This is a genomic window from Bacillus sp. MSP13 (genome assembly GCF_000815295.1).
Taxonomy (GTDB): domain Bacteria; phylum Bacillota; class Bacilli; order Bacillales; family Bacillaceae; genus Bacillus; species Bacillus vallismortis.
In genome coordinates, this window is sequence record NZ_JXAQ01000013.1 from 142,102 (window position 1) to 167,819 (window position 25,718).

The 25,718-nt window shown below is 44.0% G+C and carries 27 protein-coding genes and 1 pseudogene; 14 read left to right on the forward strand and 14 right to left on the reverse strand.

The window, feature by feature from the left end; genetic code table 11:
• Positions 1 to 21 precede the first annotated feature (21 nt).
• Genes SC79_RS15705 through yclN form a run of 4 tightly spaced genes read right to left on the reverse strand, consistent with a single transcriptional unit; the run spans position 22 to position 3,642 of the window.
• Positions 22 to 978, reverse strand: a complete 957-nt coding sequence (locus tag SC79_RS15705) for a siderophore ABC transporter substrate-binding protein (RefSeq protein WP_039075851.1) — start codon at positions 976 to 978, stop codon at positions 22 to 24.
• Between the two features lie 21 nt (positions 979 to 999).
• A complete protein-coding gene (gene yclP, locus SC79_RS15710; protein ID WP_039075852.1) occupies positions 1,000 to 1,758 on the reverse strand; it encodes a petrobactin ABC transporter ATP-binding protein YclP in 759 nt (252 codons plus the stop codon).
• Positions 1,752 to 2,699, reverse strand: a complete 948-nt coding sequence (gene yclO, locus SC79_RS15715) for a petrobactin ABC transporter permease YclO (protein WP_039075853.1) — start codon at positions 2,697 to 2,699, stop codon at positions 1,752 to 1,754. The genes yclP and yclO overlap by 7 nt, the downstream gene beginning before the upstream one ends.
• The gene (gene yclN, locus SC79_RS15720) at positions 2,692 to 3,642 is read right to left on the reverse strand and encodes a petrobactin ABC transporter permease YclN (protein ID WP_039075854.1); all 951 of its coding nucleotides are present in this window, start codon (positions 3,640 to 3,642) and stop codon (positions 2,692 to 2,694) included. Before yclN ends, yclO begins: the two co-directional genes overlap by 8 nt.
• A 387-nt stretch (positions 3,643 to 4,029) precedes the next feature.
• Between yclN and SC79_RS15725 the strand changes: the two genes are divergently transcribed.
• From SC79_RS15725 to SC79_RS20725, 3 genes are all read left to right on the forward strand, one after another.
• Positions 4,030 to 5,394: an aspartate kinase gene (locus SC79_RS15725; RefSeq protein ID WP_039075855.1), complete on the forward strand. Its 1,365-nt coding sequence runs from the start codon at positions 4,030 to 4,032 to the stop codon at positions 5,392 to 5,394.
• Positions 5,395 to 5,548: 154 nt separating this feature from the next.
• Complete coding sequence (locus SC79_RS15730; RefSeq protein WP_039075856.1) at positions 5,549 to 5,662, forward strand: YjcZ family sporulation protein; 114 nt, start codon at positions 5,549 to 5,551, stop codon at positions 5,660 to 5,662.
• Between the two features lie 136 nt (positions 5,663 to 5,798).
• Positions 5,799 to 5,894, forward strand: coding sequence for a YjcZ family sporulation protein (locus tag SC79_RS20725; protein ID WP_026014550.1), 96 nt, complete (start codon positions 5,799 to 5,801; stop codon positions 5,892 to 5,894).
• 97 nt (positions 5,895 to 5,991) lie between these two features.
• Here SC79_RS20725 and phrC read toward each other — a convergent pair whose 3' ends face one another.
• The 5 genes from phrC to gerKA form a co-directional block, all read right to left on the reverse strand.
• Positions 5,992 to 6,114, reverse strand: a complete 123-nt coding sequence (gene phrC / locus SC79_RS15740) for a phosphatase RapC inhibitor PhrC (RefSeq protein ID WP_010330797.1) — start codon at positions 6,112 to 6,114, stop codon at positions 5,992 to 5,994.
• Positions 6,098 to 7,246, reverse strand: a complete 1,149-nt coding sequence (rapC, locus tag SC79_RS15745; protein WP_039075857.1) for a response regulator aspartate phosphatase RapC — start codon at positions 7,244 to 7,246, stop codon at positions 6,098 to 6,100. Before rapC ends, phrC begins: the two co-directional genes overlap by 17 nt.
• Before the next feature lie 150 nt (positions 7,247 to 7,396).
• Positions 7,397 to 8,521, reverse strand: a complete 1,125-nt coding sequence (locus tag SC79_RS15750; RefSeq protein WP_039076032.1) for a GerAB/ArcD/ProY family transporter — start codon at positions 8,519 to 8,521, stop codon at positions 7,397 to 7,399.
• Positions 8,522 to 8,549: 28 nt separating this feature from the next.
• Complete coding sequence (locus SC79_RS15755; RefSeq protein ID WP_039075858.1) at positions 8,550 to 9,770, reverse strand: Ger(x)C family spore germination protein; 1,221 nt, start codon at positions 9,768 to 9,770, stop codon at positions 8,550 to 8,552.
• The gene (gene gerKA / locus SC79_RS15760; protein ID WP_039075859.1) at positions 9,760 to 11,385 is read right to left on the reverse strand and encodes a spore germination protein GerKA; all 1,626 of its coding nucleotides are present in this window, start codon (positions 11,383 to 11,385) and stop codon (positions 9,760 to 9,762) included. Before gerKA ends, SC79_RS15755 begins: the two co-directional genes overlap by 11 nt.
• Positions 11,386 to 11,515: 130 nt before the next feature.
• Here gerKA and SC79_RS15765 point away from each other — a divergent pair, with 130 nt between their 5' ends.
• Entirely contained in the window at positions 11,516 to 11,749 is a 234-nt protein-coding gene (locus tag SC79_RS15765; protein ID WP_039075860.1) for a hypothetical protein, read from the forward strand.
• Between the two features lie 2 nt (positions 11,750 to 11,751).
• Here the strand turns inward: SC79_RS15765 and SC79_RS15770 are convergent, their stop codons facing one another.
• Complete coding sequence (locus SC79_RS15770) at positions 11,752 to 13,506, reverse strand: right-handed parallel beta-helix repeat-containing protein (RefSeq protein WP_039075861.1); 1,755 nt, start codon at positions 13,504 to 13,506, stop codon at positions 11,752 to 11,754.
• Between the two features lie 279 nt (positions 13,507 to 13,785).
• Between SC79_RS15770 and SC79_RS15775 the strand changes: the two genes are divergently transcribed.
• The gene (locus tag SC79_RS15775; RefSeq protein WP_039075862.1) at positions 13,786 to 15,264 is read left to right on the forward strand and encodes a peptide MFS transporter; all 1,479 of its coding nucleotides are present in this window, start codon (positions 13,786 to 13,788) and stop codon (positions 15,262 to 15,264) included.
• Positions 15,265 to 15,457: 193 nt separating this feature from the next.
• Here the strand turns inward: SC79_RS15775 and SC79_RS15785 are convergent, their stop codons facing one another.
• The 4 genes and pseudogenes from SC79_RS15785 to SC79_RS15800 all read right to left on the reverse strand — a co-directional run bounded on the left by SC79_RS15785 (position 15,458) and on the right by SC79_RS15800 (position 18,202).
• On the reverse strand, positions 15,458 to 15,922 hold the full coding sequence (locus SC79_RS15785) for a pyridoxamine 5'-phosphate oxidase family protein (RefSeq protein ID WP_039075864.1): 465 nt from the start codon (positions 15,920 to 15,922) through the stop codon (positions 15,458 to 15,460).
• On the reverse strand, positions 15,919 to 16,146 hold the full coding sequence (gene bsdD / locus SC79_RS15790) for a phenolic acid decarboxylase subunit BsdD (protein ID WP_039075865.1): 228 nt from the start codon (positions 16,144 to 16,146) through the stop codon (positions 15,919 to 15,921). Before bsdD ends, SC79_RS15785 begins: the two co-directional genes overlap by 4 nt.
• Before the next feature lie 16 nt (positions 16,147 to 16,162).
• Positions 16,163 to 17,584 carry a phenolic acid decarboxylase BsdC gene (bsdC, locus tag SC79_RS15795; protein ID WP_010330782.1) on the reverse strand — a complete coding sequence of 474 codons (1,422 nt, stop codon included), beginning with the start codon at positions 17,582 to 17,584 and terminating at the stop codon, positions 16,163 to 16,165.
• A gap of 2 nt (positions 17,585 to 17,586) precedes the next feature.
• A pseudogene (locus SC79_RS15800) lies at positions 17,587 to 18,202 on the reverse strand (non-oxidative hydroxyarylic acid decarboxylases subunit B).
• Between the two features lie 88 nt (positions 18,203 to 18,290).
• Between SC79_RS15800 and bsdA the strand changes: the two are divergent.
• The 9 genes from bsdA to SC79_RS15840 all read left to right on the forward strand — a co-directional run bounded on the left by bsdA (position 18,291) and on the right by SC79_RS15840 (position 25,693).
• Positions 18,291 to 19,163, forward strand: coding sequence for a transcriptional regulator BsdA (bsdA, locus tag SC79_RS15805; protein WP_039075866.1), 873 nt, complete (start codon positions 18,291 to 18,293; stop codon positions 19,161 to 19,163).
• A gap of 114 nt (positions 19,164 to 19,277) precedes the next feature.
• A complete protein-coding gene (gene tcyA / locus SC79_RS15810; protein ID WP_039075867.1) occupies positions 19,278 to 20,084 on the forward strand; it encodes a cystine ABC transporter substrate-binding lipoprotein TcyA in 807 nt (268 codons plus the stop codon).
• Positions 20,071 to 20,775: a cystine ABC transporter permease TcyB gene (tcyB, locus tag SC79_RS15815; RefSeq protein WP_039075868.1), complete on the forward strand. Its 705-nt coding sequence runs from the start codon at positions 20,071 to 20,073 to the stop codon at positions 20,773 to 20,775. Before tcyA ends, tcyB begins: the two co-directional genes overlap by 14 nt.
• Before the next feature lie 13 nt (positions 20,776 to 20,788).
• A complete protein-coding gene (gene tcyC / locus SC79_RS15820) occupies positions 20,789 to 21,532 on the forward strand; it encodes a cystine ABC transporter ATP-binding protein TcyC (protein ID WP_010330778.1) in 744 nt (247 codons plus the stop codon).
• Positions 21,533 to 21,683: 151 nt separating this feature from the next.
• Complete coding sequence (locus tag SC79_RS15825) at positions 21,684 to 22,814, forward strand: Rap family tetratricopeptide repeat protein (RefSeq protein ID WP_039075869.1); 1,131 nt, start codon at positions 21,684 to 21,686, stop codon at positions 22,812 to 22,814.
• The gene (locus SC79_RS21555) at positions 22,814 to 22,936 is read left to right on the forward strand and encodes a hypothetical protein (RefSeq protein WP_257392407.1); all 123 of its coding nucleotides are present in this window, start codon (positions 22,814 to 22,816) and stop codon (positions 22,934 to 22,936) included. Before SC79_RS15825 ends, SC79_RS21555 begins: the two co-directional genes overlap by 1 nt.
• A gap of 118 nt (positions 22,937 to 23,054) precedes the next feature.
• A complete protein-coding gene (locus SC79_RS15830) occupies positions 23,055 to 23,702 on the forward strand; it encodes a YczE/YyaS/YitT family protein (RefSeq protein ID WP_039075870.1) in 648 nt (215 codons plus the stop codon).
• Positions 23,703 to 23,830: 128 nt separating this feature from the next.
• Entirely contained in the window at positions 23,831 to 24,823 is a 993-nt protein-coding gene (locus SC79_RS15835; protein WP_039075871.1) for a permease, read from the forward strand.
• 3 nt (positions 24,824 to 24,826) lie between these two features.
• Positions 24,827 to 25,693 (forward strand): TIGR03943 family putative permease subunit, encoded by an 867-nt coding sequence (locus SC79_RS15840; RefSeq protein ID WP_231559202.1) that lies wholly within the window; start codon positions 24,827 to 24,829, stop codon positions 25,691 to 25,693.
• Positions 25,694 to 25,718 lie beyond the last annotated feature (25 nt).

The window sequence follows — 25,718 nt, forward strand, 5'->3', positions numbered from 1 at the left end:
TTAAGCGGAGGCTCATTTTTTTTACTTCTCTAAACCGTCTTTCACTTCTTTAATCATTTGCGTCATAGACTCAAGTCCGCCTCCTGATAAGTACCAAGTAGCAGAATCAAGGTAAACGACATGATCATTTTTCACTGCGTTTACGTTTTTCACATAATCGTTTTCAACGACTTGTTTTGTAGATGATGTTTCTCCGATCGCTGTTCCGCGGTCAATGACAAACAGATAATCCGGGTTCGTTTTTGAGATGTACTCATAAGAAACGCTTTGTCCGTGAGTAGACGCTTTGATGTTTTTATCAGCCGGAGTCACACCGAATACGTCGTGGATCAAGCCGTATCTTGATTTAGAACCGAACGCGCTGATTTTTCCGTCGTTCGCCATGATGACAAGACCGTTTTTGTTAAGCTTTTCAGCTGTTTTCTTAAGGTCTGCAATGGAGCTATCAATTGTTGCAAGTTCATCTTTTACTTCATCTTCTTTATCAAAGATCTTACCGATTATTTCCGCGTCTGACTTAAATGACTCCATGTATCTCGCTGTGTCCACGCCAAGGTAAATCGTCGGCGCGATATCAGAGAATTCTTTGTATGACTCAGATTGTCTTCCTGAAATAATGATCAGGTCAGGGTCTATTTCAGCCACTTTTTCAAAGTCAGGCTCTTTTAAGCTTCCCACATCAGCATATTTGTCATCTTTGAATTGGGACAGATACTTAGGAAGGGCTTGTTTCGGCAGGCCCGCCACTTTATCATCAAGACCGAGTTTATCTAACGTATCTAAGCTTCCAAAATCAAATACGACGACTTTTTTCGGATTCTTTGGCACTTTTGTGCCGTCTTTGTCCAGCTGGTGTTTCACTGTGATTTGTTCATTCTTTGAATCAGAACCTTTGCTGCTGCTTGTGCTTTGGTTTCCGCATGCAGAAATCACAACTGCCGTTACCAACGCGATGAATAGTAATGCGAATTTTTTCATGCTCCTCACCTCTTCTATATATTAAGAAAAATAAACACCTATTCTTTGATGATCAATTGTCTGAATCGGGATGGTCATATCGTAAATTTCCTCAAGCACAGAGGTTTCAATAATCTCCTCAGGCGGCCCCTCGTTTACGATTCGGCCGTTCTTCAAGGCCACGATATGATCGGAGTAGACGGATGCGAAGTTGATATCATGAATCACGATCACGATTGTTTTTCCTAGCTCCTCCACCAGCCGTTTCAGCAGTTTCATAATTTCAACTGAATGTTTCATATCCAGATTGTTCAGCGGCTCATCCAGAAAAATATAATCGGTGTCCTGGGCAATGACCATTGCGATAAATGCCCTTTGGCACTGTCCGCCGCTCAGCTGATCCAGGTATTTGTCCTGAATGTCTTCCAGCTTCATATAGCCGAGCGCCTGGTTGATATGAACCCAATCCTCCTCTGTCAGCCGGCCTTGTGAGTACGGAAATCTGCCGAAGCTGACAAGATCTTTGATGGTGAGCCTGATGTTGATTTGGTTCGCCTGCTTCAAAATGCTCATTTTTTTAGCAAGCTCTTTGCTGTCGCAGGATCCAATCTCTTGGCCGTCTATGAAAATCTCGCCGGAGTCTTTTTTGATCAGGCGGCTCATCAAAGACAGCAGCGTACTTTTGCCGGCGCCGTTAGGCCCGATAAACGAGGTGATTTTGCCTTTTTGAATCGTGACTGACGTCTCTTCAAGGACAACTTTCCCCCCATATTGTTTGCTTACATTTTTGACCTCTACCATGATTTATTCTCCTTTAACAGCAAGTAGATAAAATAAATCCCGCCGGCAAAATTGATAATGACGCTCAGTGTCGTTGAGAAGGTAAATACTTTCTCAACCACAAACTGTCCTCCCACCAGCGCAATGATGCTGATCAAGACGGAGCCTGCGATTAAGTATGAGTGCTTATATGTATTCAAGAATTCTCTCGCCAGGTTGACGACAAGAAGCCCTAAAAACATGATCGGCCCGACTAGCGCTGTTGAAACAGAAACAAGGATCGCAACCACGATCAGCATCTGCTTCACCACTTTGTCGTAGTCAATGCCCAAATTCACGGCGTGCTCGCGCCCGAGCGACAGCACGTCAAAAAACTTCGTAAAACGCCAGACATAAACGCCTGTCAGCAGGAAGATGATGAACGCAAGCCATAACAAATCCGTATTAATGTTGTTAAAGCTGGCAAACATCTTGTCCTGTACAACTTGAAACTCATTCGGGTCAATCAGCATCTGCATAAAGGAAGACAGGCTGCCAAACAGCGTGCCAAACACGATTCCGACGAGCAGAAGGAAAAAGATATTTCTCCCCTCTCCCTTGAACATGAGCTGATACAAAACTAGAGAAAACACGATCATCAGCAAAACAGAGATGATAAAGTTCATGTTTTTATTCATGATGACCATATTTCCAGAACCGAACAAAAAGATGATGCCGGTCTGAATCAGCATGTAGAGAGAATCTAGGCCCAAGATGCCCGGTGTCAGAATGCGGTTGTTCGTAATCGTTTGAAAGATCATCGTCGAAAACGCAATCGCTCCCCCCGTCAGCACAATGGCGGCGACCTTTTTGATTCTTCTCGGCAGGGTGTAATCCCAATTGCCTACATCATAAAATAGAAATAAGCCGATACATACAATGGATAAACCAACGAGCAACGCAATTTTCATCTGGTTACGCATATGCTTTTCTCCTTAACAGCATAAACAGGAAAATGCCGCTGCCGATGATTCCGACCATCAGGCCAATCGAGATTTCATAAGGGAAGATAATGATTCTGCCCAATATATCACAAAACAGTACAAAAACCGCTCCCAATAGCGCCGTGTGCGGCAGGCTGTTCTTCAAATTGTCTCCTCTGTACATCGATACAATATTCGGGATGATTAAACCGAGAAACGGAAGCATACCGACAGTCAAAATGACAAGAGACGTGATCAGGGACACGATCATGAGCCCGATGTTCACAACTCGTTTATACTTGAGGCCGAGATTGACAGAAAAGCTTTCTCCCATACCGGCCACTGTAAATTTATCCGCATAGAAATAGGCAATGATGACGAGCGGAATACTCAGAAAAAGAAGCTCGTATCTTCCTTTCACGACTAAAGAGAAGTCTCCCTGAAGCCATGATGACACATTCTGGATCAAGTCATACTTATATGCGATAAATGTCGCGATGGAACTGACGATATTCCCGAGCATTAAACCGACAAGAGGAATAAAAATGGTGTCGTTGAACTTGATTCTTTCAAGAATTTTCATAAACAGAAAATTCCCTGCAAGGGCAAAGACAAACGCGACCAGCATTTTGATTAAAGGACTGGCGGATGTAAACAGCAGCAAAGAAATTAAAATGCCGAGCCTCGCCCAATCCACCGTGCCCGCCGTTGTTGGTGACACGAATTTGTTTCTGCTGATCTGCTGCATAATCAAACCGCAAATGCTCATGCTTAAGCCCGCGATAAGAATGCTGATCAATCGCGGCAAACGGCTTGCAAACAGCGTTGATGCCTCTTGTTTGCTTAAATCGAAGAGATCAAGCGGCGACAGATCTTCTACGCCGATAAACACAGATGTGATTGCTAATATGATAAGTAGAATAAATAAGTAACGTAGCTTCATGCTGCCTCCTTACAATCCTTACAGCAAAAAGAACGTATCTCCTACTTCCGCAAGGACTCAAAACAATATGGCCATATAGTAATTGATTATCATTATCATTTACAATATTACCATTTTTCTAGTGTTAGTCAATATTCTTTCAAAATATTAATGTGGTCATTTATTCAATTTTACTAATCATTCGATTCATTTTCCATCCCAAATCGTTAGGCTGTTTATCATATTTATCTTCACAACGCATGTATGCGGTCAGTAAACCTGACATTAATCCTCGTGGAAAACACAAATGTTCATTACAGAAAGAAATTATCCTTGATTTACAGGACTGAAAGAGAGATAATGTATACTAAATTTATTTGAAAATTTTAAACATTAGGAGATGTGAACATGAAGGTCGTTAAATTCGGAGGCAGCTCACTTGCTTCAAGTGCCCAACTTGAAAAGGTGTTTCACATCGTAACCTCAGACCCGGCACGGAAAGCTGTCGTCGTTTCAGCTCCGGGAAAACGCTATGCTGGGGATACGAAAGTGACTGATCTCTTAATCGCATGTGCAGAACAATATTTGGCATCAGGCAGCGCCCCTGAATTGGCGGAAGCTGTTATGGAACGGTATGCCCTCATCGCCAATGAGCTTCAATTGGAGCAAAGCATTATCGAAAAAATCCGCGATGATCTGTTTACGCTTTTAGAAGGAGAGCAAAACAATCCCGAGCAATATCTTGACGCAGTCAAAGCCAGCGGAGAGGATAACAATGCCAAGCTGATCGCCGCCTATTTTCGCCATAAAGGTGTCAAAGCGGAATATGTCAACCCGAAGGATGCCGGCCTTTTTGTGACAAATGAACCCGGCAACGCGCAAGTTCTTCCTGAATCCTATGAAAACCTCTATCGTCTTCGGGAACGTGACGGCCTTATCATTTTTCCCGGTTTTTTCGGATTCAGCAAGACTGGCGATGTGATCACATTCTCACGGAGCGGTTCTGATATTACCGGTTCCATTCTTGCCAACGGGCTTCAAGCCGATTTGTACGAAAACTTTACAGACGTAGACGCTGTGTACTCTGTCAATCCGTCCTTCGTTAAAAATCCCAAGGAAATCAGCGAGCTGACATATAGAGAGATGCGGGAGCTGTCCTACGCGGGGTTTTCAGTGTTTCATGACGAAGCGCTCATTCCGGCGTTTAGAGCGGGGATTCCCGTGCAAATCAAAAATACGAATAACCCGTCAGCCCAAGGCACCCGCGTCGTCAACAAGCGGGATAACACAAACGGCCCTGTCGTCGGCATCGCCAGCGATACAGGCTTTTGCAGCATTTATATCAGCAAGTATTTAATGAACAGAGAAATCGGATTTGGCCGCAGAGCCCTTCAAATCCTCGAAGAACATGGTTTGACGTATGAGCATGTTCCATCGGGGATTGATGACATGACCATCATCTTGCGCGAGGGTCAAATGGATACCGCCTCCGAACGCAGCGTGATCAAACAGATCGAAAAGGATCTGCAGGCCGACGAAGTCATTGTCGAGCATCATCTCGCACTGATTATGGTTGTTGGAGAAGCAATGCGCCATAATGTCGGCACAACGGCAAGAGCGGCCAAAGCATTATCAGAGGCAAAAGTGAATATTGAAATGATCAATCAGGGATCTTCTGAAGTAAGCATGATGTTCGGCGTAAAAGAAGCCGAAGAAAGAAAAGCCGTTCAAGCGTTATATCAGGAATTTTTCGCGGGCGTGCTGATCTCTTAGTTACATAAATAGCGGGCGCAAACGCCCCGCTATTTTTTTTATGCGATCTGGCTCATAGCCGAATTGACCATTTTTTCTCTTGTCCACTAATGGCCCTGTCAAATGAATCTGTTGCGCATATCTTATAGTATCCATGATAGGGAGGTGGAGCCTTATGTCAGGATACACTGGCGGCGGCGGTTACAATAATTCATTCGCTTTAATCGTTGTATTGTTTATTCTTTTGATTATTGTTGGAGCGGCATATGTAGGCGGCGGCTTCTACTAAACCTTTTTCACTTACCTCATAGGCGCCGTAAGACTAAAATTAGTCTTACGGCGTTTTTGTTTTGATATGTCTATACCCAATCCTCTTCTGGCTATTGCGCATATAATAAGGTAATCTCACAAGGAGGTGGCACAAGATGTCAGGTTATGGAGGAAACTCATTTGCTTTGATCGTTGTGTTATTTATCCTCTTGATTATTGTGGGTACTGCGTTTTATAACGGAGGATACTAAGAAAATATTCTCCATGGAAGGGCAGCGCCGAAAGAGACATGTCTTGCGGCGCTGTTACTGTAAAAAACCCCTTCTCGCAATGAGAAGGGGCTGTTTTTTATGTCATTCCTCTTTCCGCCACATGAAAGTCGGGTGCTTCCGCGTTAGCAGAGACGCCGGCAGCTGTAAAAATCGCAGCTGCGGCTAAACATATAACAAACAACTTAGATTTCAATTTCATACAAACCTTCACTCCTTTGTATTTGTTTTCTTGCCTCTTCAACTTGTAAAAAGTAGGAAGCAGACAGTTTGAACCATTTCTGTTCATAGTAATATTTTGCTACTTCTAGGGCTAAATCCTCTATATCAGCGTACATATTTTTATTTTTTAAGTATTGGAAACATTGATCGATTCCTTCTTCATTGGGCTGTTGCTGATATAGGGATTGCAAAAACTCGAATTTTACCGCGTAGTCTGCATCGTCTGTTTCTTTAGCATATTCATAGCCCCGCTTGTGATATTCCCAAGCTTTATCATGTTTTCCCCGTTTATAATAAATCAGGGTGATTAAAAAATAGGCTTGCGGCAGAGAATTGATGATCCGGCTGCTTTCAAACGTGGAGACCGCTTTTTCAAAGTAGTCAATAGCAGGGTCGAGAATGTCTTGATTGTAATAGCATAATCCGAGATTGTAGTATGCCCTTCCGACCAGCTGAGCTTTTTGTTCTGCTTCGGCCATATCGAGCGCCAATTTGAAATGGCGTGCGGCTTGTTCAAAATTCCTTTCATCCATCAGGTTAACCCCGAAGACAAAATGGCATTGAATGATTCTCACATTATAGGTTTCCTGCTCCACATAAATTTCATAGGCGTTTTTTATATTAATCAGTGAAAAGTACGTTTGCTTCATATAATAATAAGCTTCCGCGATTTTAAAATAGAATTCAGCACGCTCAATATGGTCTGCGACAAAGGAAAGCTTTTTTTCCGCCTGTTTATAATATGTAATCGCAGAAATAAATTCCCGTTTATCAAACTCATACATCCCACGGAAAAAATTCACATAATAGTCGAGCAGCCCTTTGAGATCCGCCTGGTTGCTGTCAATGTTTCTTGATAATTCAGACAGGCTTGGCTGGTCCTCGATATTTAACTTCTCTAACGGCTCAAGATAATCAAGCATAAGCTGGTGGCGGAATTCCATTAGTGAATAATAAAGCAGCAAGTTGGAATCATGCTGCATGTGTTTCAGTTCCTGCTGGATTTCAGCTTTCAACACTTCGGCATCCGGCACGCTGAATGTGCGGATATATTTGTACCACTCGTTAATTTTTTGACCGACCGCTGAAGAAGGAATTACCCCGCTCTTCATTCCTTCACCCTCTCCCATCAAAAACTGTTTATGTCATATTTTATCATGTTTGGAGACCGTCCCGCCCCGAAAAATACGCAATCTTTGTTTCGGGGGCACGCAATCAACCGAAGCGGTGTGTAAAAAAAGGCGGCTGCATCCCCGCTCTTTTTATTGCCTATTTTTTTCCGCAGGCTTGTTCTTTTTCTTTTTTCGATTTTTCATAACGGCAAGTAAAAATAGCAATAAAGGAAACAGCACTTGAAAGGGCAAATGTATGTAAAGCGGCACTACGTTTAATCCTTCATTTAAATGCTCTGAAATATTTGTGGCAATTGTAATCGACAGCACTAATACCACACATCCAATAGGCATTGCAATTTGTGACGGATTCTTCACCTTAAAAAGCGTTGAAGCACCAATGACAACGGCATATAAAAAAAGACTGACCTTAACAAAACCGCCAATAATCAAACCCAACATAAAGAATACATCCAAACGGTCAAGAAATTCGGCTACTTTAATGGTGCGAATCGTACTTAATAACGGAAATTGGGAACGCACCATTATATCGACATCTAATACGCTGATGTTAACCGCAGAGCTAAGGGCAATCAATATGCCGCTTAATCCGATTGCCAGCATCCCTGCTTTCTTTACGCCTTTTCTATCATTCAGACTGGGAAAGATGACAACAAACAGGACAAGTTCCCCAAAGGGCACATACATGGTTTGAGAAAAAACAGCACGGAAAACAGGGGCTATGCCATCGGCGAGAACCGGTTTCAAATAATGAATGTCGATTGAACCTGAAGCAATGATAAGAATGAGTCCCGTTACGCCTAACAAAAGAACAGCGCCAAAAAGAAGTTCTGACGCTCTCGCTAGGACTTCAATCCCTTTTTTAACTGCATAAAGACAGACGATTACCAATAAGGCGTTTACGACAATGATGGGGGTATCTTCATATGCAAATGTAAGAAGCATCTCTCCGAAATCGCGCAAAACACGCGCTGCGATATAAGCAAAATATAGAATGTATATAAATGAGATGATCCAGCTCAACTTCTTGCCAAGCAAATCATTCAAATAACCTTTCGGAGAATTCTCAGGATAGTATTGATATAATCCCTGGTATATATAGTACGGAATCAGGCCCGCCGCGCAGCCTAGGAGTATGGCAAGCCAAGCATCCCTCCCCGCCATTGCTCCAGGGGGAATTAATAAAGAGCTCCCAAGTTCAAATAGCACAATCATGACAAATAGCTGTCTTATATTTATTTTGGCCTTTTCCACCTGCATTTGCCCCCCTTTCTCGTTTTACTTATTGCTTTATTTGGTAACGAAGCGGGTCATTTCGTAAGCCTGTACGCCTGATAAAAACGTCTGCATTTACGTGTATTGGTATGTTGGCGAAAGTTTGTTCGTTCCATTCACTTTCTACTTTTTTCCAATAATCTGGGTACGTACGGAGCACCTTCTCACCAAATCCGACAAAATCTACTTTTTTATCCTGAATCTCTTTTACTGTTTTATTCATGTCTTTTTCAATCTGCTTGCCGACCAATCTTTCTAATTGAAGAAGCACTTTTGGATCTGATAAGTGAAAAGGATAATTGACAGCGTCTATCGTCCCTTCCGCAGAAATCTTCACATCAAACTTGAGCTTTCCGTTTTCCATTTTTGGAGACAGCTTCGTTTTTTGACGGATCACCTGAAAGCTGACCGCAGGATTCACACCTTTCCAATCCGCATTTACATACGTCTGTTTGACTTTATTCTTCAGCCAAACAGCTCCCACACTTGTGTCACCTTCAATCCAGTACTTTAAGCGACCATTTTCATCAAATACCGCTAATCCGTTCGCTTTCAAAATCGTGTTTGGATCTGTAGCCTGCGTATTTTCCATGCTCACTCCTTTTTTACTGTCTCCAACGATTACATAACCCGGAATAACCGGTGTCTTCGTTTTAGCGGCTAAACATTGAATGACCTCCTGAATACTTGTTTTGATGGTGCCTCCATATTGGGAATTCGCAAATTTGAGTGTCTTGTTCACTTTATTTGAAGGGATTTTATCTATAGGCGTGAGGGTTTTCACAATATTTTCCGCTTTTGTTTCATGAGCGATGACAAGTGTTGAAGTGGATCTGATTTCCGTATCGCGGTCAATATTGTCCAAAACAGCATAAAGCCCCTCTTTCTTTGCAAGGTTTTCACTAAGGACAATCAGGCTTGTATGGGCAAAATATAGCCGTCTTGACACTTTCTGCGCACCTTTTCGCAATGCCTCCGCCAAATTATCGCCTGACATCGAATAAACAGAAACCGGCGGTCTGTCTCCCGTGCCTCCTCCTTGCAGACCGCCTGCCACATTTCCGGGATTAATGATTTGAAAATGCACCAGATATTTTCCATCATTTGTTCGATCAATACCGATGGCTGAGATAATCGCAAGATCTGTCAGTTCTTGCTTATCCCAGCAACCCGGAACCATACTCAAGCTGAGTAACATGATCATCACTAATCCGCACCTACGCATCATCACGGTCTCCTTTTTTCCCTTTTTTCAATTCTTTGTTTATCATACCGCGCGCCGTATCAGGTAAAGGGCGTTCCCCTTTTGGCTGTCGCTTTTCATCCAGTTCACTGATAGCTTCCGGTCTTTTGTCATCCGCCCACCACGGAACACGAAAAAGAGCGTCTTTCATACCTTCTGGCGAAAATGGTGCAAGCGGGGACATATAAGGCACACCGAAAGACCTCAGGCTGCACAAGTGAATTGTCATAACCAATATCCCCAATATCAAGCCGAAAAATCCCATAAAAGCGGCAGCGATAATCAAAAGAAAACGGATCAGCCGGGCGGATATGGCCATGGCAAAAGCAGGTGTCGCAAAACTAGAAATCGCTGTCAAAGCAACAATGATAACCATGGCCGGCGATACGATGCCCGCCTGGACAGCCGCCTGTCCAATCACAAGCGCTCCGACAATCGAAACAGCGGATCCGACAACGCGGGGAAGCCGCACACCTGCTTCTCTGAGAATTTCAAAAGCGACTTCCATCGTCAATGCTTCAATCACAGCCGGAAATGGGACAACCTCCCTTTGCGCGGCGATCACCACCAAAAGCTGTGTCGGGATCATCTCCTGATGAAATGTCGTGCCCGCTACGTAAATGGCCGGTAAGACAAGGGAAATGAAAAAAACCAAAATTCGCAGCACACGTATGCTGGTCGCAATATCAAAGCGGGAATAGTAATCTTCAACGGACTGAAAAAACTGAACAAACAAAGCAGGAGCGATCAGCACGAACGGAGTCCCGTCAACAACGATTGCGAACCTCCCTTCGAGCAGATTGCCGGCGACCACATCCGGCCGCTCTGTGTGATAGATGGTGGGAAACGTCGAGAACGTTTCATCCTCTATCAACTGTTCGATATATCCGGATTCTAATACACTGTCGATATCAATTTTTTTTAAACGTCTCCGCACTTCCCGCAATACTTTTTCTTCGCAAATCCCATGGATATACATGAGCGCGACATCAGTATGAGTAACTGATCCGATTTTCATCTTCTCTACCCATAAATCAGGGTTCTTAATGTACCTTCGGATCATTGAGATATTGGTTTGCAAGGATTCTGTGAATCCTTGCCGCGGGCCGCGAAAAGCGACTTGTGTTCCAGGCTCTTGAATTGAACGCTCTTTTCCGCCTTGTGTGCTTGCAATCAGTGCTTTATCGCAACCTTCAATGAATATCACCGCATTGCCTTGCATGAATTCTGAAATGAGCTTATCCCACAGCTTCTCTTGTTTTACACCGCCAAGAGGGAGTGTTCCACCTAATAATTTCTCAACGGCATGAGGATGGTGTAAGGATTGATTTTCGACCAAGGGCTCAATCAAAGACTCATTTATCGTTTTTTGATCAACCAGGCCGGCAAAGTAGATGACCGCCATATGCAAGTTATCCTGTTCTCCCGTTCTCACTTCACGGATCACAACATCTGCACTTCCCCCTACGGCTCGCTTTAATCGCGATATATTTTTTGTCAGGATGGGAGAAACAGGCTCAGTCGGAACTTCTGCTTGTCGATGATTTTTTGCGTTGTCCTGTCTGTCGTTTTTCTCTGTTTTCTTTTTTCTTTGAAAAATGAAGGCATATGCAAAAAACCTTTCCTGTTTTTTTCATATTTTTCCGCTTCTTCTTGGAATTATTCACTTGTCATCATTTGCATAACATGCGGATAGATGAACAAAATGAAAACTGAAAGGAGCAAAACTAATGAAATTGTTAGCCGCCATTGCATCTATGTTAATTTGTTTGATCCTGATCTCCATTTCCATGGATATTCTGCAAAACTTCACACTACAAGAAGCCATTTATAATAATTTCTCCACCTTTAGAATGACCACATTCGCTGAGTGGGTTTTGCTTTTTGCTTATGCTCTTTTGTTAATCAAAAAAGGGATAGTAATGTATCACTCGAAAAAAAAGAACCCCAAGGCGGGGCGCTAATTTTAGGAGATGATATTGCCGTCTGCGGTATCACTGCTATGTTTGCTGATGGTTCCTTTGAAGATGTGATTGCCGATGATTTTGGAATTGGTTGAGGTGTTTGTTTGGATGGCTGTCGCCGTGCCTGCGGAGAGGTTATTGATGGTATTTCCAGAGATGATAGAGCCTGCTGAATCGTTCACATATATCACAATCGGATTCCCAGCTGTTCTGTTGACTGAAATGGTATTATCAAAAATCTCATGCACACCAGCGTTGATATAGATGGTGACCAAAAGCGGAGATCTCTCAAAATGGTTGCCGATAATTGAGGTTTTCGCCCTTGTTGAACAGTAGATCGGGTAGTTTTTAAACGCTTTACATGTGTTGTTTTTGATGATAGCGCTCGCATTGTTCGTGACGGAAATGGTATACGACTCCAAGGCGCCTTCAAACGCATCGGGGATCATTGTATTTCCTTCAATCACGGCGTTTCCTTGAGCGATCCAGATCCCCCGGCTGAATTTTCTCATCACATTATCTTTTATGATCATATCGCCGCCGGAAATGTTCACGCCGTCAATGACTTGAATGAGGCAGTTATTCAAAAATGCGGTATCATCTGACAGCACTGCGCGAAGGCCGGTGCTGCGCCTTGTTTCAGACAATCCGTTTTGAATCTGGTTGCCGTCCACCTTTACGTCGGAAGACTGATATACCAATATGCCTGTGTTTTGAAAGTTGCTGATTTTGTTGTTCGTGACAAGCACGCTCTTTCCCCTGACATCAATCCCTGTTGAAAACCCGGTAATGAGGTTGCCGGCGATGACCGCATCACTGCTCTCTTTTCCTTGTGACACACCGAGTCCCGTAATCCCGACTCTAGGTGCGGCAGCCGCGTCTTTCTCCCATCTGAGAATATTTCCTTTGATCACCGTTTGCGTTCCATACCCATAGCTGATCGTATTGTCTGAGTGGTTACCTTCTATTGAAATGCCGTACCCGTTAAAGTTGGTCACAGAACTCGAAACATTTCCCGTAAAATGGTTATTACGAATGGATACATTGACCGGTTCTTCATAGTCAATATCACCTTCGCCATATCCTTCTATGTCAATTCCGAACTTCGGAGCTGTTCCATTTCCCGTTCCGGCGTCCTCAATCAAGCATCCCTCCACTGTGACCATGTCACATCCGGTAATGGAAATGTTATTCCTTCTCGACCGCCGAACCTCACAGCGGCTGATGGTGACATGCTCTGACGTTCGATAATCATCATTTGTCTTTAATCCTCTCGGACTGACAATGATCCCGTCTCCGGTAAAACCAGAAATTTTGACATCATCAATCACAACATTCAAACATCCTTCAATACATATGCCGAAGCCCCATTCATGGGTTGACCTGATGCCCGCGGACGCATACGTATGCTCATCGCGATCGCCGATGATTTGTCCTCCGGAAATGGTTATATTCTCTTGCTTGCCTACATAAAATGCGGAATAACCCCACGAACTGTTCGGAATGACTTTCATGATACACTCGGGGTCCATCACAATCTCAAGGTTGGCAGGAACTTTTATCCCCGCGTTTCGAAACCTCTGATTGGGATCACCCCCAAGCGTTCCGTCTACTAAATATGTTCCCTTTGGAAACCAGACCGTATGATATCCTTTCGAAACAGCGGTACTGAGGCATTGATTAATCAGTTCTGTTGAATCCGTTTTGCCATCTCCTGAAATACCGAAATCAGCCGCATTTAATATGAATTCAGCCAATTGCGAGCCTCCTTCTTCATGATACTATCATGATACTCATAACGGCCCGATCCGCTTGTACATTTCTCTAAAATTTTATTGAAAAAATATAAAGGAATCGTTTTGTCAGAAAACCTTACGGAAAAAGGACTTAATCATTAGGATAAAATCACTATCTTTATACTGTTACAATTTTTCCATTATGGAACTATTTGAAATGCGTATAAATTATATTGACACAAGTATTATATAAGAATATGATTTTTATAATACACTTTTTTAAGAAAGGGTTTGGCTGACATGGCTTCAATTGATAACGAAAGTATCATTAAAAGCGTCCCGCAAAAAGGGTTCTTTGGTCACCCGAGGGGACTATTTACGCTCTTTTTCACCGAATTTTGGGAACGTTTCTCTTACTATGGAATGAGAGCAATCTTACTTTACTATTTGTATACAGAGACGATAAACGGAGGGCTTGGCTTTGACAAAGGCACAGCGGTAGCCATTATGTCAATTTACGGATCTCTCGTATACATGTCGACTATTATTGGCGGATGGCTTGCTGACCGGGTATTCGGAACCGCAAACACCGTGTTTTACGGCGGCATATTCATTATGTTCGGCCACATTGCACTCGCCTTTCCGGGCAGCGCGACAGCATTCTATATCAGCATGGCGCTTATCATTATCGGAACAGGCTTATTAAAACCAAACGTTTCAAGCGTGGTTGGAGATCTTTACACGAAAGAAGACCCGCGCCGCGACTCAGGTTTTAGTATTTTCTACATGGGGATTAACCTCGGCGGTTTGCTCGCGCCGTTAATTGTCGGAACACTCGGACAGAAGTACAACTATCATCTTGGCTTCGGAGTGGCCGCAGTCGGAATGCTTCTCGGACTTATCGTATATGCTGTAACAAGAAAGAAAAACCTAGGGCTCGCAGGCTCAAATGTGCCGAATCCGCTGTCTAAAAAATCTGCGATTGGCACTGGAATCGGTATTATCATTTTAGCGATCGCAGTGATGGTCTCTGTACAAACAGGCGCGCTGACGATCAATCGTTTCATCGACCTTGTGAGTATTCTCGGTATTCTGATCCCTATTGTTTATTTCATCATCATGTTTACTAGCAAAAAAGCGGACAAAACTGAAAAATCTCGTCTTGCCGCTTACATTCCTTTATTTATCGGCGCTGTCATGTTCTGGGCCATTCAGGAACAGGGAGCGACCATTCTTGCGGTTTACGCTGATGAACGCATAAAGCTTTCATTGGGCGGATTAGAACTTCAGTCATCTTGGTTCCAATCATTAAATCCATTGTTTGTCGTCATTTTCGCGCCAATTTTCGCTTGGTTATGGATGAAGCTTGGCAAACGCCAGCCGTCCACACCAGTTAAATTCTCAATCGGAATTATTCTAGCCGGATTGTCATTTATCATTATGGTATTCCCGGCTATGCAAGGGAAAGATGTACTCGTAAGCCCGCTTTGGCTCGTTCTCAGCTTCCTGCTTGTCGTGCTTGGAGAGCTGTGCCTGTCTCCAGTCGGTTTATCCGTCACAACGAAACTAGCACCAGCTGCATTCTCTGCACAAACAATGAGCATGTGGTTTTTGACTAACGCAGCCGCCCAAGCAATCAATGCCCAAGTAGCCGGATTGTTTGATAAAATTCCTGAAACAACTTACTTCGGCACCATCGGCTTGATTTCTATCGTGCTCGGCGGCATTCTGCTGCTGCTTTCGCCAATTATCAAGCGTGCGATGAAAGGGGTCTTATAATAAAAAAACAGCCCGCGGATTTTTGATCCCACGGGCTGTTTTTTTATTTGTCCATCCATTTGCTGAGCTTTGATCAAAGACCCGCTGTTCATTCAGGAAATGCATCCTGAATGGATTGTTGGAGGTGCGGCCCCCCATTTCATTTTTATTATTAAAAATAAAAACCTGACGCATGGCGTCAGGCTCTGTCATATTACCGTTTCAATTCCTTTCGTGTCTTTTCCCATCTGTTCAGCACCTCTTCAGGGCTGTGAAGCTGGATTCGGACACCGGAAGTCAAATCTGCATATTTCGCCACATCCTCCTTCACCGAAACGATGCGGCAGGCAAAACGGTCTCTTTCATATTCAGCTTCTTTCAAAGACGGCAAAGGCTCACATTGCAGCTTCACATAATGGGCGGCTCCCTTCCACCATGCCATAAACTGCGCTTTTCCTCTGCGACGGATGTTGGCTGCAGTCGCTGTGTTTTTCCACAGAGCGATTCGGATTTCTGTTCGGCTGAGAGCGATGATTTCTCCCACGCTAATCATGGCGGCATGCGGCCAGCCATCATCCGATACCGTTTGCAGAACGAAAGCCTCATGCTGCTTCTCATCCAAGCGATTCCCGTCAAGCAGCTCAAAAAGGGGGTCTGATAGACAGTTCACGCTGATCAAGCCTTTCGTTCCGGCACAGCCGGAACTTCAACTGCTGTTTCTGTTTCACTCGGATCAATTTTAAACGCCGGATTGTATTTCGCCGGGTTTGTAATGCTATCCGGCTCACAGGATCTCCATGTAAAAAAGCATGTTTGGCACTGATAAACTTCCCAGGCGCCTTCTACAGGCGATTTGCTCATGACTTCTCCCTTTTTTGAATCGCATCGAGGACATGTATGCATGTCGATCATCCTTTCCTTATTTATTCATCAAGTCCATTAATTTTTGTTCCCATTCTTTCGTTGTTAATGGTGAATCAAGCGGCTGTGAATAATGGCCTCTTGTTTCCGGCGCAACCGGCGTAGTGGCGTCCAGAATCATTTTGTGAGTGATCCCTGATGGATTAGATCCAGGGTCAAGCGGCAGGACAGATAAGTCTGGAATGATGACCGCGTCGTGTTTTGGATGCATTTTAGTCGAAAGCGCCCACATGACCTGCGGCAGATTGAATGGATCGACATCCTCGTCAACAACAATGACCATTTTGCAGTAGCCGAGTCCGTGCGGTGTTGTGAGTGCACGCATACCGACCGCTTTTGCAAATCCGCCATAGCGGGTTTTTGTGGAAACAATCGCGATTAAACCGTGTGTGTACATGGCGTTCACAGCGACAATTTCATTCGGATATGCTTCTTTTAACTGCTGATAAAGCGGCACACAAGTGTTAATGCCGATCATGTAATCGCATTCTGTCCAAGGCATGCCTAAGTATAAATGTTCAAAAATCGGATTGTTTCTATGATATACGCGTTTAATTTTGATAATCGGCATGCTGCGTCCGCCGGAATAGTGGCCTGTGAATTCACCAAACGGGCCTTCATATTCACGTTCTCCGGCCACGATTTCACCTTCAAGCACAACTTCAGCGCCCCATGGAACATCAAGATCAGACAGCTTAGATTTGACGATGCGATACGGCTCGCCTTGAATTGCGCCCGCCATTTCGTATTCTGATTGATCATAAAGAAGCGGAGTCGACGCCGCCGTTGTAATAACCGGCTCACAGCCGAGCGCAATCGTGACTGGAAGATTGATGCCGCGTTCTTCAGCTTGACGCAAATGGATCGCAATATCATGCTGCGGCACAGGCTGAATGCCGAGGCGGTCTTTTCCTTTGACCTGCATTCTGTAAATGCCGACGTTTTGTTTGCCAAAATTCTCAGGATCTTCAAGATCGCGGGAAATGACACATGCTTTATCTAAATAGTAGCCGCCGTCCCCTTGGTTAATTCTAAAAAGAGGCAAGATATCGAACAAATTGATGTCTTCTGTGATTTCATTTTCATGAAACGGCGCTGTTTCCTCACGTTTGACCGGCATCGGGAACTGTTCATAACGCTTGGCGAATTCAAAAAACTGTTCTTTTACCGGCGTGTCTTTCGGCATGCCGAGCATCATCGCATGGTTCGGCCAGGAACCGATTACATTCATCGCAATTTGAGCATTGTGATAGCCGTAAATGTTGTTAAATAAAAGCGCGGGGCTTTTATCGCCCAGATTGCTGGCTGCTCGTGCCGCGGCCCCTAAATCCGGCTCCGGCTTTACCTCTTCCTTCACTGTCAGCAGCTGCCCTTCTTTTTCAAGGGCAGTGAGAAATTCTCTGAAATCTTGATAAGCCATGATCAAGCTCCTCCTTTTTGCTTTTCAATCCCATTCCAGCGTTTCGCTTCAGGAAGGCGAATACCGAATTGGTCCAATGTTCTGAATACAATATGGTCGACCATTTCCTCTAAGCTGCCGGGCTGGTTATAAAAGGCCGGCATTGGAGGAAGAATGATGGCGCCCATTTTCGTAAGCGCTAGCATATTTTCGAGATGAATCTGGTTCAAAGGCGTCTCCCTCGTTAAGAGGACGAGTTTTTTTCTCTCCTTGAGCATGACATCCGCCGCACGTGTCAGCAGATTATCCGCCATCCCGGTGCGAATGCTTGCGAGAGATTTCATGCTGCATGGCGCGACAATCATTCCATCGGTATCAAACGATCCGCTAGAAATGGCTGCAGCCTGATCCTTATGCGAATATGTGTATGTAGCCAGCTGTTCCACTTGTTTTAAGGTATAGCCTGTTTCGTGTTTGATCGTGACGTTCGCCCAAGGAGACACAACGAGATGGGTTTCCACTCCGGCCGCTTTCAGCCACTCCAGCAGCCTGACTCCGAAAATGGCCCCTGTTGCCCCTGTCATTCCGACAACGAGTTTCATTTTTGCCCCCTCCTTTACGCTTGAATTCCGCTTTCATTTCCATCATACTCCTGATATATCCATATGAAAAATATCTCTAAAATCTATATATCATACCTAAAAGGTATACTGAGGAGGCGCTTTTTTTGGACATTCGCCAGCTTCGATATTTTATTACCATCGCCCAAGAACAAAAAATCACATCCGCCGCCAAAAAACTCCACATGGCACAGCCGCCTTTAAGCAGACAGCTGAAACAGCTGGAGGACGAGCTAGGTGTCATTCTCTTTGACCGGAATAAGAAAAAACAAATGACGCTTACATATGAAGGAACTGTTTTTCTGAAAAGAGCCAAAGAGATTCTGCATAGGTTTGAAGATGCCGTCATCGAGGTACAAGAGCTGAAGGAGGAAGTTGCCGGCACGCTGGCTGTGGGGTCAACGATTTATTGCGCCTCTCTGATGCTTGAAAAAGTCACACAGATGAAAGAGAAATACCCGCACCTCACCTTTAACATTTGGGAGAATGAGCCCGCGACACTGTTAGAACTTCTGGAAAGCCGTCAAATTGATGCGGCGGTCACCACGACGCTGATCAAAAGCGATACAGTTCAATTCAAACAGCTTGATGATATTCCATGTGTACTGGTGCTTTCAGAAGAAGCAGGATATCCGTGCGGGGACACCATTAAAATGGAAGACATCCCTTCCTTTCCGCTGATTCTGCTGCGGCCTGTCAACGGGAAGGGCGTCTATAATCAGGTCATGAATGAATTTCAGCGTTTGAATCTGGAGCCGCGTACTGTTTGTGAATGCCACGATTCCGCAACTTTGCTCAGCCTCGTCTCATCCGGATTCGGCGCTTCCATTCTGCCCGTCACAATGATTCCTGTTCACATGAGGAACCACGTTCATACCATTCGTATCGAAAACAATCCCTTTATTATGAAACCGGCTGTGATGTGGAGAACTGACAGTTATTTGCCAAAACCGGTACAGCAATTTTTGGATTTATTTTAAGAGAAATCGCCTTATGAAAACCAATTACTTGACTCATACTAAAAAAAGTTATCCTTTAGATTTGTAAGCTAATTTTTTATTTCAATAAAATCAACCAGAAAAGTGGGGAATAAGATGAAAAAAGCATTTTTGGCTTTATTCATGATCGTAAGCATTGCAGTGCTCGCAGCTTGCGGAGCAGGAAATGACAATCAGTCAAAAGACAACGCCAAAGACGGCGATCTTTGGGCTTCAATTAAGAAAAAAGGTGAGCTGACAGTCGGTACGGAAGGAACATATGAACCGTTCACTTTCCACGACAAAGACACTGATAAGCTGACTGGTTATGATGTGGAAGTCATTACAGAAGCCGCAAAACGCCTAGGGCTGAAAGTCGATTTTAAGGAAACACAATGGGATAGTATGTTTGCCGGCCTGAATTCCAAACGGTTTGACGTCATTGCCAACCAAGTCGGAAAAACAGACCGTGAAGACAAATACGATTTCTCTGATAAATATACAACTTCAAGAGCCGTTGTCGTGACGAAAAAAGACAACAACGATATTCAGTCTGAAGCAGATGTAAAAGGAAAAACATCGGCACAATCACTGACAAGCAATTACAACAAATTAGCTACAGATGCAGGCGCGAAAGTTGAAGGCGTAGAAGGCTTGGCACAATCCCTTCAGCTCATCCAGCAAGGCCGCGTCGATATGACATACAACGATAAGCTTGCTGTATTGAACTACTTAAAAACATCAGACAACAAAAACGTAAAAATCGCTTTTGAAACAGGCGATCCGCAGTTCACCTATTTCGCATTCCGCAAAGGAAGCGGCGAGGTTGTGGATCAAGTCAATAAAGCATTAAAAGAAATGAAAGAGGACGGGACTCTTTCTAGCATTTCGAAAAAATGGTTCGGCGAAGATGTTTCTAAATAATCTGCCGGCATTGACGCTTGGCACGGCGATCCCGTGGGATCTGGTGCAGCAGTCATTCTGGCCGATCCTTTCAGGGGGAATCTACTATACGATTCCCCTTACGATTCTTTCCTTCCTATTTGGGATGATCATCGCGCTGATTACAGCGCTTGCCAGAATGTCGAAAATGAAACCTTTGAGATGGGTGTTCAGCGTATACGTATCCGCGATACGCGGCACTCCTCTTCTCGTTCAATTGTTCATCATTTTCTATCTGTTCCCGGCCTTTAATATCACATTAGATCCATTTCCAAGCGCAGTTATCGCCTTTTCACTTAACGTCGGCGCCTATGCATCTGAAATCATCCGGGCATCTATTTTATCCGTGCCGAAAGGACAGTGGGAAGCCGGCTATACAATTGGCATGACCCATCAGAAAACGCTGTTCCGCGTCATTTTGCCGCAGGCGTTTCGTGTGTCGATCCCGCCATTATCCAATACCTTTATCAGCCTGATCAAAGATACATCCCTCGCCTCTCAAATTCTGGTCGCTGAACTGTTCAGAAAAGCCCAAGAAATCGGCGCGCGGAATCTTGACCAGATTTTAGTGATCTATATTGAAGCAGCCTTTATTTATTGGATGATCTGCTTCCTGCTTTCACTCGTCCAGCATGTCATCGAACGGCGTCTTGACCGCTACGTGGCCAAATAAGGAGGTTCCGGGTATGCTTACCGTAACAGGATTAAACAAATCATTCGGTGAAAATGAAATTTTAAAAAAGATAGATATGAAGATTGAAAAAGGGAAAGTCATCGCCATACTTGGGCCTTCAGGTTCAGGGAAAACGACGCTGCTCCGCTGCCTGAACGCGCTGGAGATCCCCAATCGCGGGGAGCTTGCATTTGACGATTTCTCCATTGATTTCTCTAAAAAGGTGAAACAGGCAGATATCCTCAAGCTTCGCCGGAAATCCGGAATGGTGTTTCAGGCCTATCACCTGTTCCCGCACCGCACAGCCCTTGAGAACGTGATGGAGGGCCCTGTTCAGGTGCAAAAACGAAACAAAGAGGAAGTCAGAAAAGAAGCGATTCAGTTACTTGAGAAAGTCGGACTGAAGGACAAAATGAATTTATATCCGTTCCAGCTTTCCGGAGGACAGCAGCAGCGCGTCGGCATCGCCCGCGCTCTTGCGATTCAGCCTGAACTCATGCTGTTTGACGAACCGACCTCAGCTCTTGACCCCGAACTTGTCGGAGAGGTGCTGAAGGTGATCAAGGATTTGGCCAATGAAGGCTGGACCATGGTCGTTGTAACCCACGAAATCAAATTCGCCCAGGATGTGGCGGACGAAGTCGTCTTCATTGACGGCGGCGTCATCGTGGAACAGGGACCGCCGGAGCAAATCTTCTCCGCACCAAAAGAAGAACGGACGCAGCGGTTCTTGAACCGGATTTTGAACCCGTTGTAAAATCTTTAAAACCCAAAACGATTGCCGTTTTGGGTTTTTTCTTTTATTAGATTAAAAAAAGCTCCTAGAAGTTTGCGGTTTTTTTGCGGACAAGCAGCATATGGAAAATGATAAAATATTACATAAAAAGGGTTATTAGGGAGGATGAACCATGGGGTCAGCAGTACCATCATCTCATGTAGGTGTTAAAATTAACGAATGGTATAAGATGATTCGACAATTTAGTGTACCGGATGCTGAAGTTTTAAAGGCAGAGGTTGAGCTAGAAATAAAGATAATGAAAGAGGACCAAGATTTGCTTCTCTATTATTCTCTTATGTGTTTTCGCCACCAATTAATGTTAGACTCCTTAGAACCGCCAGAAAAGAAATATGAACGACCAAGCATCTCAGAACTGCTTGAGAAAATTGAAAACCACCAAAAAAGGCTAACTGGCCTTCTTAAATATTATTCATTATTTTTCAGAGGAATGTATGAATTTGACCAAAAAGAATATGTAAAAGCAATCCATTATTATCGAGAAGCCGAGAAAGAGTTGAATGAAGTTACTGATGAGATTGAAAAAGCAGAATTTCATTACAAACTAGCTGATGCATATTATCAAATTGATCAACATTTTGTTTCGTTGAATCATCTAACAATAGCAAAAAATTTGTTTGAAAGTAATCGTTTTTACAAAGTAAAAGTTATCGGATGCAATATGATGTTTGGAGCAAATATGTATGATATGCATCGTCTCTCTGAAGCTGAAACCTATTATCGAGAGGCTTTGCAAACGGCTGAACATTTGAAAGGGAAACAAGCAAACCGGATTATCGGGATAATCCACCACAACTTAGGGCTTGTATCAGCAAGAAGCGAAAATCTAACAGATGCTGAGTATTTTTTTAGAAAAGCATTAGAAATGAAAGATCACCTAAACACAGCTAATGGCGTTAGGACATTATATATGATGGCAAATGTGCTTTATCAATCTTCTAAACAGGAAGAAGCGCGTTCGTTCTATGAAAAAGCATTAAAACTAGCTTTACATTGTAACGAAGAAGAGTATAAAGCAAAATTAACAATCATTTATTCAATTTATGAAGAGTATAATGAGAAAGAAGTGGAGCAAAGCCTTAACTATTTGGAAAAGAAACACTTGTGGTCTGAATATGCCGAATTAACAGAAAAAATAGGGGATTTTCATTTTGATACAGGAAATTTTATAGAAGGGAGGAATTTCTTAAAAAGGGCTATTAATGCCCAAAATCAAATACTAAAAGTTACGGAGGCGCTATAATGAAAAAACTTATTATTAGCACCGGTTTGATTGGTTTCCTTTTTGCTGGTTTATTAACTGCTGGATCATACGCTAACGAGTCAGATTCATTTCATGTAGCAGAAAAGGCAATAAATATTTAAACCAAAACAGGGCTGCGGCAGCCCTGTTTTTTTGTTGAGTCCCCTTCGCCTATTCCGCCCTTCTGTCAGATGTGCTACAATGACACTCGACTGATTTTTACGAAAGAAGGGACCTCACGTGAAGCGAGAACTTGTGCTGCGTTGGACATTTTATTTTGCCGGTTTGATCATATTGGCTTTTGGTGTATCCCTGACGATTGAAGGGAAAGCGCTCGGCATTAGCCCGTGGGATGCATTTCATTACAGCCTGTTTCAGCACTTCGGGTTTACCGTCGGCCAGTGGTCCATCATGATTGGCGCGCTCATCGTTGGATTAACGTCATTGTTTACGAAGGCTTGGCCAAAAATTGGGGCGATCCTGAACATGGTACTCATTGGTGTTTTTATAGATTTTTTCAATTTTCTTCTGCCTGCCCCCTCCACTTATACGGGCTCCGTCATCGTCTTCTCTCTTGGCGTGGTCATGATCGGCTACGGCGTCGGTGTTTATGTATCGGCAGGCCTTGGCGCGGGCCCGCGTGATTCACTGATGATGCTGATTACAGAAAAAACCGGCTGGAATGTGCAATGGGTGCGGAACGGCATGGAAATCATCATTTTGTTGGCGGCATGGGGCATGGGCGGTCCGATCGGTTTTGGCACCATTTTGACCGCCATTCTCACCGGACTCATTCTGCGCTTTTCATTGCCGCAGTCAATCCAGCTGCTGAATTATGCGGTGGCAAGGCGGACAGCCGCTGTGAAAACATCTCCGCCTCTGCACTAATCTTTTGTCAAAGAAAAACGGACCAATTCAATGGCCCGTTTTTTGTTTTCACTCATGTTTGGCAGGCTTGTCTCATAGATTGGTACTATCTCTGAGAAAGAGAAATACTAGAATCGGAAGGTATCATGATGGAAGCTCTCCAACGCTTTGCAAGACGCTCCTTCAGCATATTGCTCTTTTTCTTTTTACTGTATTGTTTTATTCTGCTTGAACCTGCAAAACTGTCTTTTGCTATTCCAGTTTCACTGCTAAATGTGAATACCATTTTCCTGAGTATTTTGCTTGAATCCATTCCATTTATCATGCTCGGCATCTTTTTTTCTTCGTGCATTGAATTCTTTGTCTCAGATGAATGGATGGCCAAATGGATCGTCAAAAACCCTTATGGCGCAATAGGGTCCGCTGTCGCCATCAGTATTCTCTCCCCTGTATGTGAGTGTGCGGTCATTCCGGTGGTGCGCCGTCTCATTCAAAAAGGGCTCCCTCTGCATGTCGGCGCGGTTATCTTAGTTGGGGCGCCCATCTTAAATCCGATTGTCATCCTCTCCACCTACTATGCCTTCAGCAAGCATTTGGAACTTGTGTTCGCGAGGATTGGGCTCTCCGTCGTTATTTGTATCATAATCGGGCTCCTGATGTATTGGATATTCGGAAAAAAGAACATGCTGAAACCGCATAAAACAGCTGCCTTGGAACACAGTCATCAGCAGCACGGAAAACGCTTGAAACCTATCGTCACCCATGCTGTAGAAGAATTTTTCGATATGGGCCGCTATTTGATCATGGGCGCATGTATCGCCAGCCTGTTTCAAACGTTTCTAAACCGCGGGGCTCTCGCTGAGCTGGGGACAAGCGACCTGTCTGGTTCCGCTGTCATGATGGGACTGGCATTTGTCCTGTCACTTTGCTCACATGCGGATGCGTTTGTCGCGTCTACTTTTTCAGGCACCTATTCTCACGCTTCCCTCCTCTCCTTCATGCTGTACGGCCCAATGTTAGATGTAAAAAACACGTTTGTGTATGCTTCATTTTTTAAAAAACGCTTTGTGTTTGTATTTTTTGTTGTGATTTCCGCTTCAGTTCTTGCAATAGCTTGGCTTTATGGTTTGATTACCTCATAAAGGATGAGTGAATTGAAACAAAATAAACCGTATTCTTTTGATGCTGTTGTCCGGGGGCTTCTATTGGTCGGCTTTGCTTTAATGATCTTTAAACTTTATCTGACAGGGCATATTTTGCATTTCATTTCTCCGCGGATGCTTTGGTTTGCGAAGTTTTTTATCGTCGCTGCATTTGCGCTTGGCATACTGTCATTGATCTGGAGAAAACAAGACAGTCCGCATACCTGCTGTGCATGTGCCGGCAGTCAAACACATTCTCCGTCTCACCCATGGCTGTACAGTTTTTTTCTGATTCCTATCGTTACCGGTTTCCTTTTCCCTGATCATGTGCTGACAAAGGAAGTGGCACAAAACAGAATCTTCTCAGCAAACAGTGCCAAAAGCCCGGAACAGAGGAAATCTAATACTCAGGCGGAATCCTCTCATGAAGCAGGAACGGCCGCCGTCCTGCCCAGTGGTTATGAAAAAGAACTTTCGCGGGAGCTGGAACGGAAGAATGTCATTCCGGTTTCAGACAAGTATTATGTGCCCATTGTCAATCTATTGCTGGAACATGCAGAAGCGTATGCAGGAAAAGAGATCGACATGAAAGGATTTGTCTATTTTGATGAACAGCTGGATCGCTATATCGTTGGACGTTACGGCATATCCTGCTGTATTGCAGATGCTGCGGTATACGGACTGCCGGCTTCTTTCTCAGAAAAACATGATATAAAGGAAGGCGAGTGGGTTCAGATCACCGGAAAACTGACTGTATTTGATAAGAACGGCAAACAGCTTCCGATCTTATCCGTCACACACACGCAAACAATTAGTACACCAAAAAACCCCTACGTATACGAGATTATCGAGGATCTTACTCCGAAGTAAAACAAAATATGATAGGATGGTTTTG

Excerpts from the sequence above, each read along its gene's own strand:
- SC79_RS15705 (WP_039075851.1), bottom strand. The coding sequence starts at position 978 with ATGAAAAAATTCGCATTACTATTCATCGCGTTGGTAACGGCAGTTGTG.
- yclP (WP_039075852.1), bottom strand. The coding sequence starts at position 1,758 with ATGGTAGAGGTCAAAAATGTAAGCAAACAATATGGGGGGAAAGTTGTC.
- yclO (WP_039075853.1), bottom strand. The coding sequence starts at position 2,699 with ATGCGTAACCAGATGAAAATTGCGTTGCTCGTTGGTTTATCCATTGTA.
- yclN (WP_039075854.1), bottom strand. The coding sequence starts at position 3,642 with ATGAAGCTACGTTACTTATTTATTCTACTTATCATATTAGCAATCACA.
- SC79_RS15725 (WP_039075855.1), top strand. The coding sequence starts at position 4,030 with ATGAAGGTCGTTAAATTCGGAGGCAGCTCACTTGCTTCAAGTGCCCAA.
- SC79_RS15730 (WP_039075856.1), top strand. The coding sequence starts at position 5,549 with ATGTCAGGATACACTGGCGGCGGCGGTTACAATAATTCATTCGCTTTA.
- SC79_RS20725 (WP_026014550.1), top strand. The coding sequence starts at position 5,799 with ATGTCAGGTTATGGAGGAAACTCATTTGCTTTGATCGTTGTGTTATTT.
- phrC (WP_010330797.1), bottom strand. The coding sequence starts at position 6,114 with ATGAAATTGAAATCTAAGTTGTTTGTTATATGTTTAGCCGCAGCTGCG.
- rapC (WP_039075857.1), bottom strand. The coding sequence starts at position 7,246 with ATGAAGAGCGGGGTAATTCCTTCTTCAGCGGTCGGTCAAAAAATTAAC.
- SC79_RS15755 (WP_039075858.1), bottom strand. The coding sequence starts at position 9,770 with ATGATGCGTAGGTGCGGATTAGTGATGATCATGTTACTCAGCTTGAGT.
- SC79_RS15765 (WP_039075860.1), top strand. The coding sequence starts at position 11,516 with ATGAAATTGTTAGCCGCCATTGCATCTATGTTAATTTGTTTGATCCTG.
- SC79_RS15775 (WP_039075862.1), top strand. The coding sequence starts at position 13,786 with ATGGCTTCAATTGATAACGAAAGTATCATTAAAAGCGTCCCGCAAAAA.
- bsdD (WP_039075865.1), bottom strand. The coding sequence starts at position 16,146 with ATGCATACATGTCCTCGATGCGATTCAAAAAAGGGAGAAGTCATGAGC.
- bsdC (WP_010330782.1), bottom strand. The coding sequence starts at position 17,584 with ATGGCTTATCAAGATTTCAGAGAATTTCTCACTGCCCTTGAAAAAGAA.
- tcyA (WP_039075867.1), top strand. The coding sequence starts at position 19,278 with ATGAAAAAAGCATTTTTGGCTTTATTCATGATCGTAAGCATTGCAGTG.
- tcyB (WP_039075868.1), top strand. The coding sequence starts at position 20,071 with ATGTTTCTAAATAATCTGCCGGCATTGACGCTTGGCACGGCGATCCCG.
- tcyC (WP_010330778.1), top strand. The coding sequence starts at position 20,789 with ATGCTTACCGTAACAGGATTAAACAAATCATTCGGTGAAAATGAAATT.
- SC79_RS15825 (WP_039075869.1), top strand. The coding sequence starts at position 21,684 with ATGGGGTCAGCAGTACCATCATCTCATGTAGGTGTTAAAATTAACGAA.
- SC79_RS21555 (WP_257392407.1), top strand. The coding sequence starts at position 22,814 with ATGAAAAAACTTATTATTAGCACCGGTTTGATTGGTTTCCTTTTTGCT.
- SC79_RS15835 (WP_039075871.1), top strand. The coding sequence starts at position 23,831 with ATGGAAGCTCTCCAACGCTTTGCAAGACGCTCCTTCAGCATATTGCTC.
- SC79_RS15840 (WP_231559202.1), top strand. The coding sequence starts at position 24,827 with ATGAGTGAATTGAAACAAAATAAACCGTATTCTTTTGATGCTGTTGTC.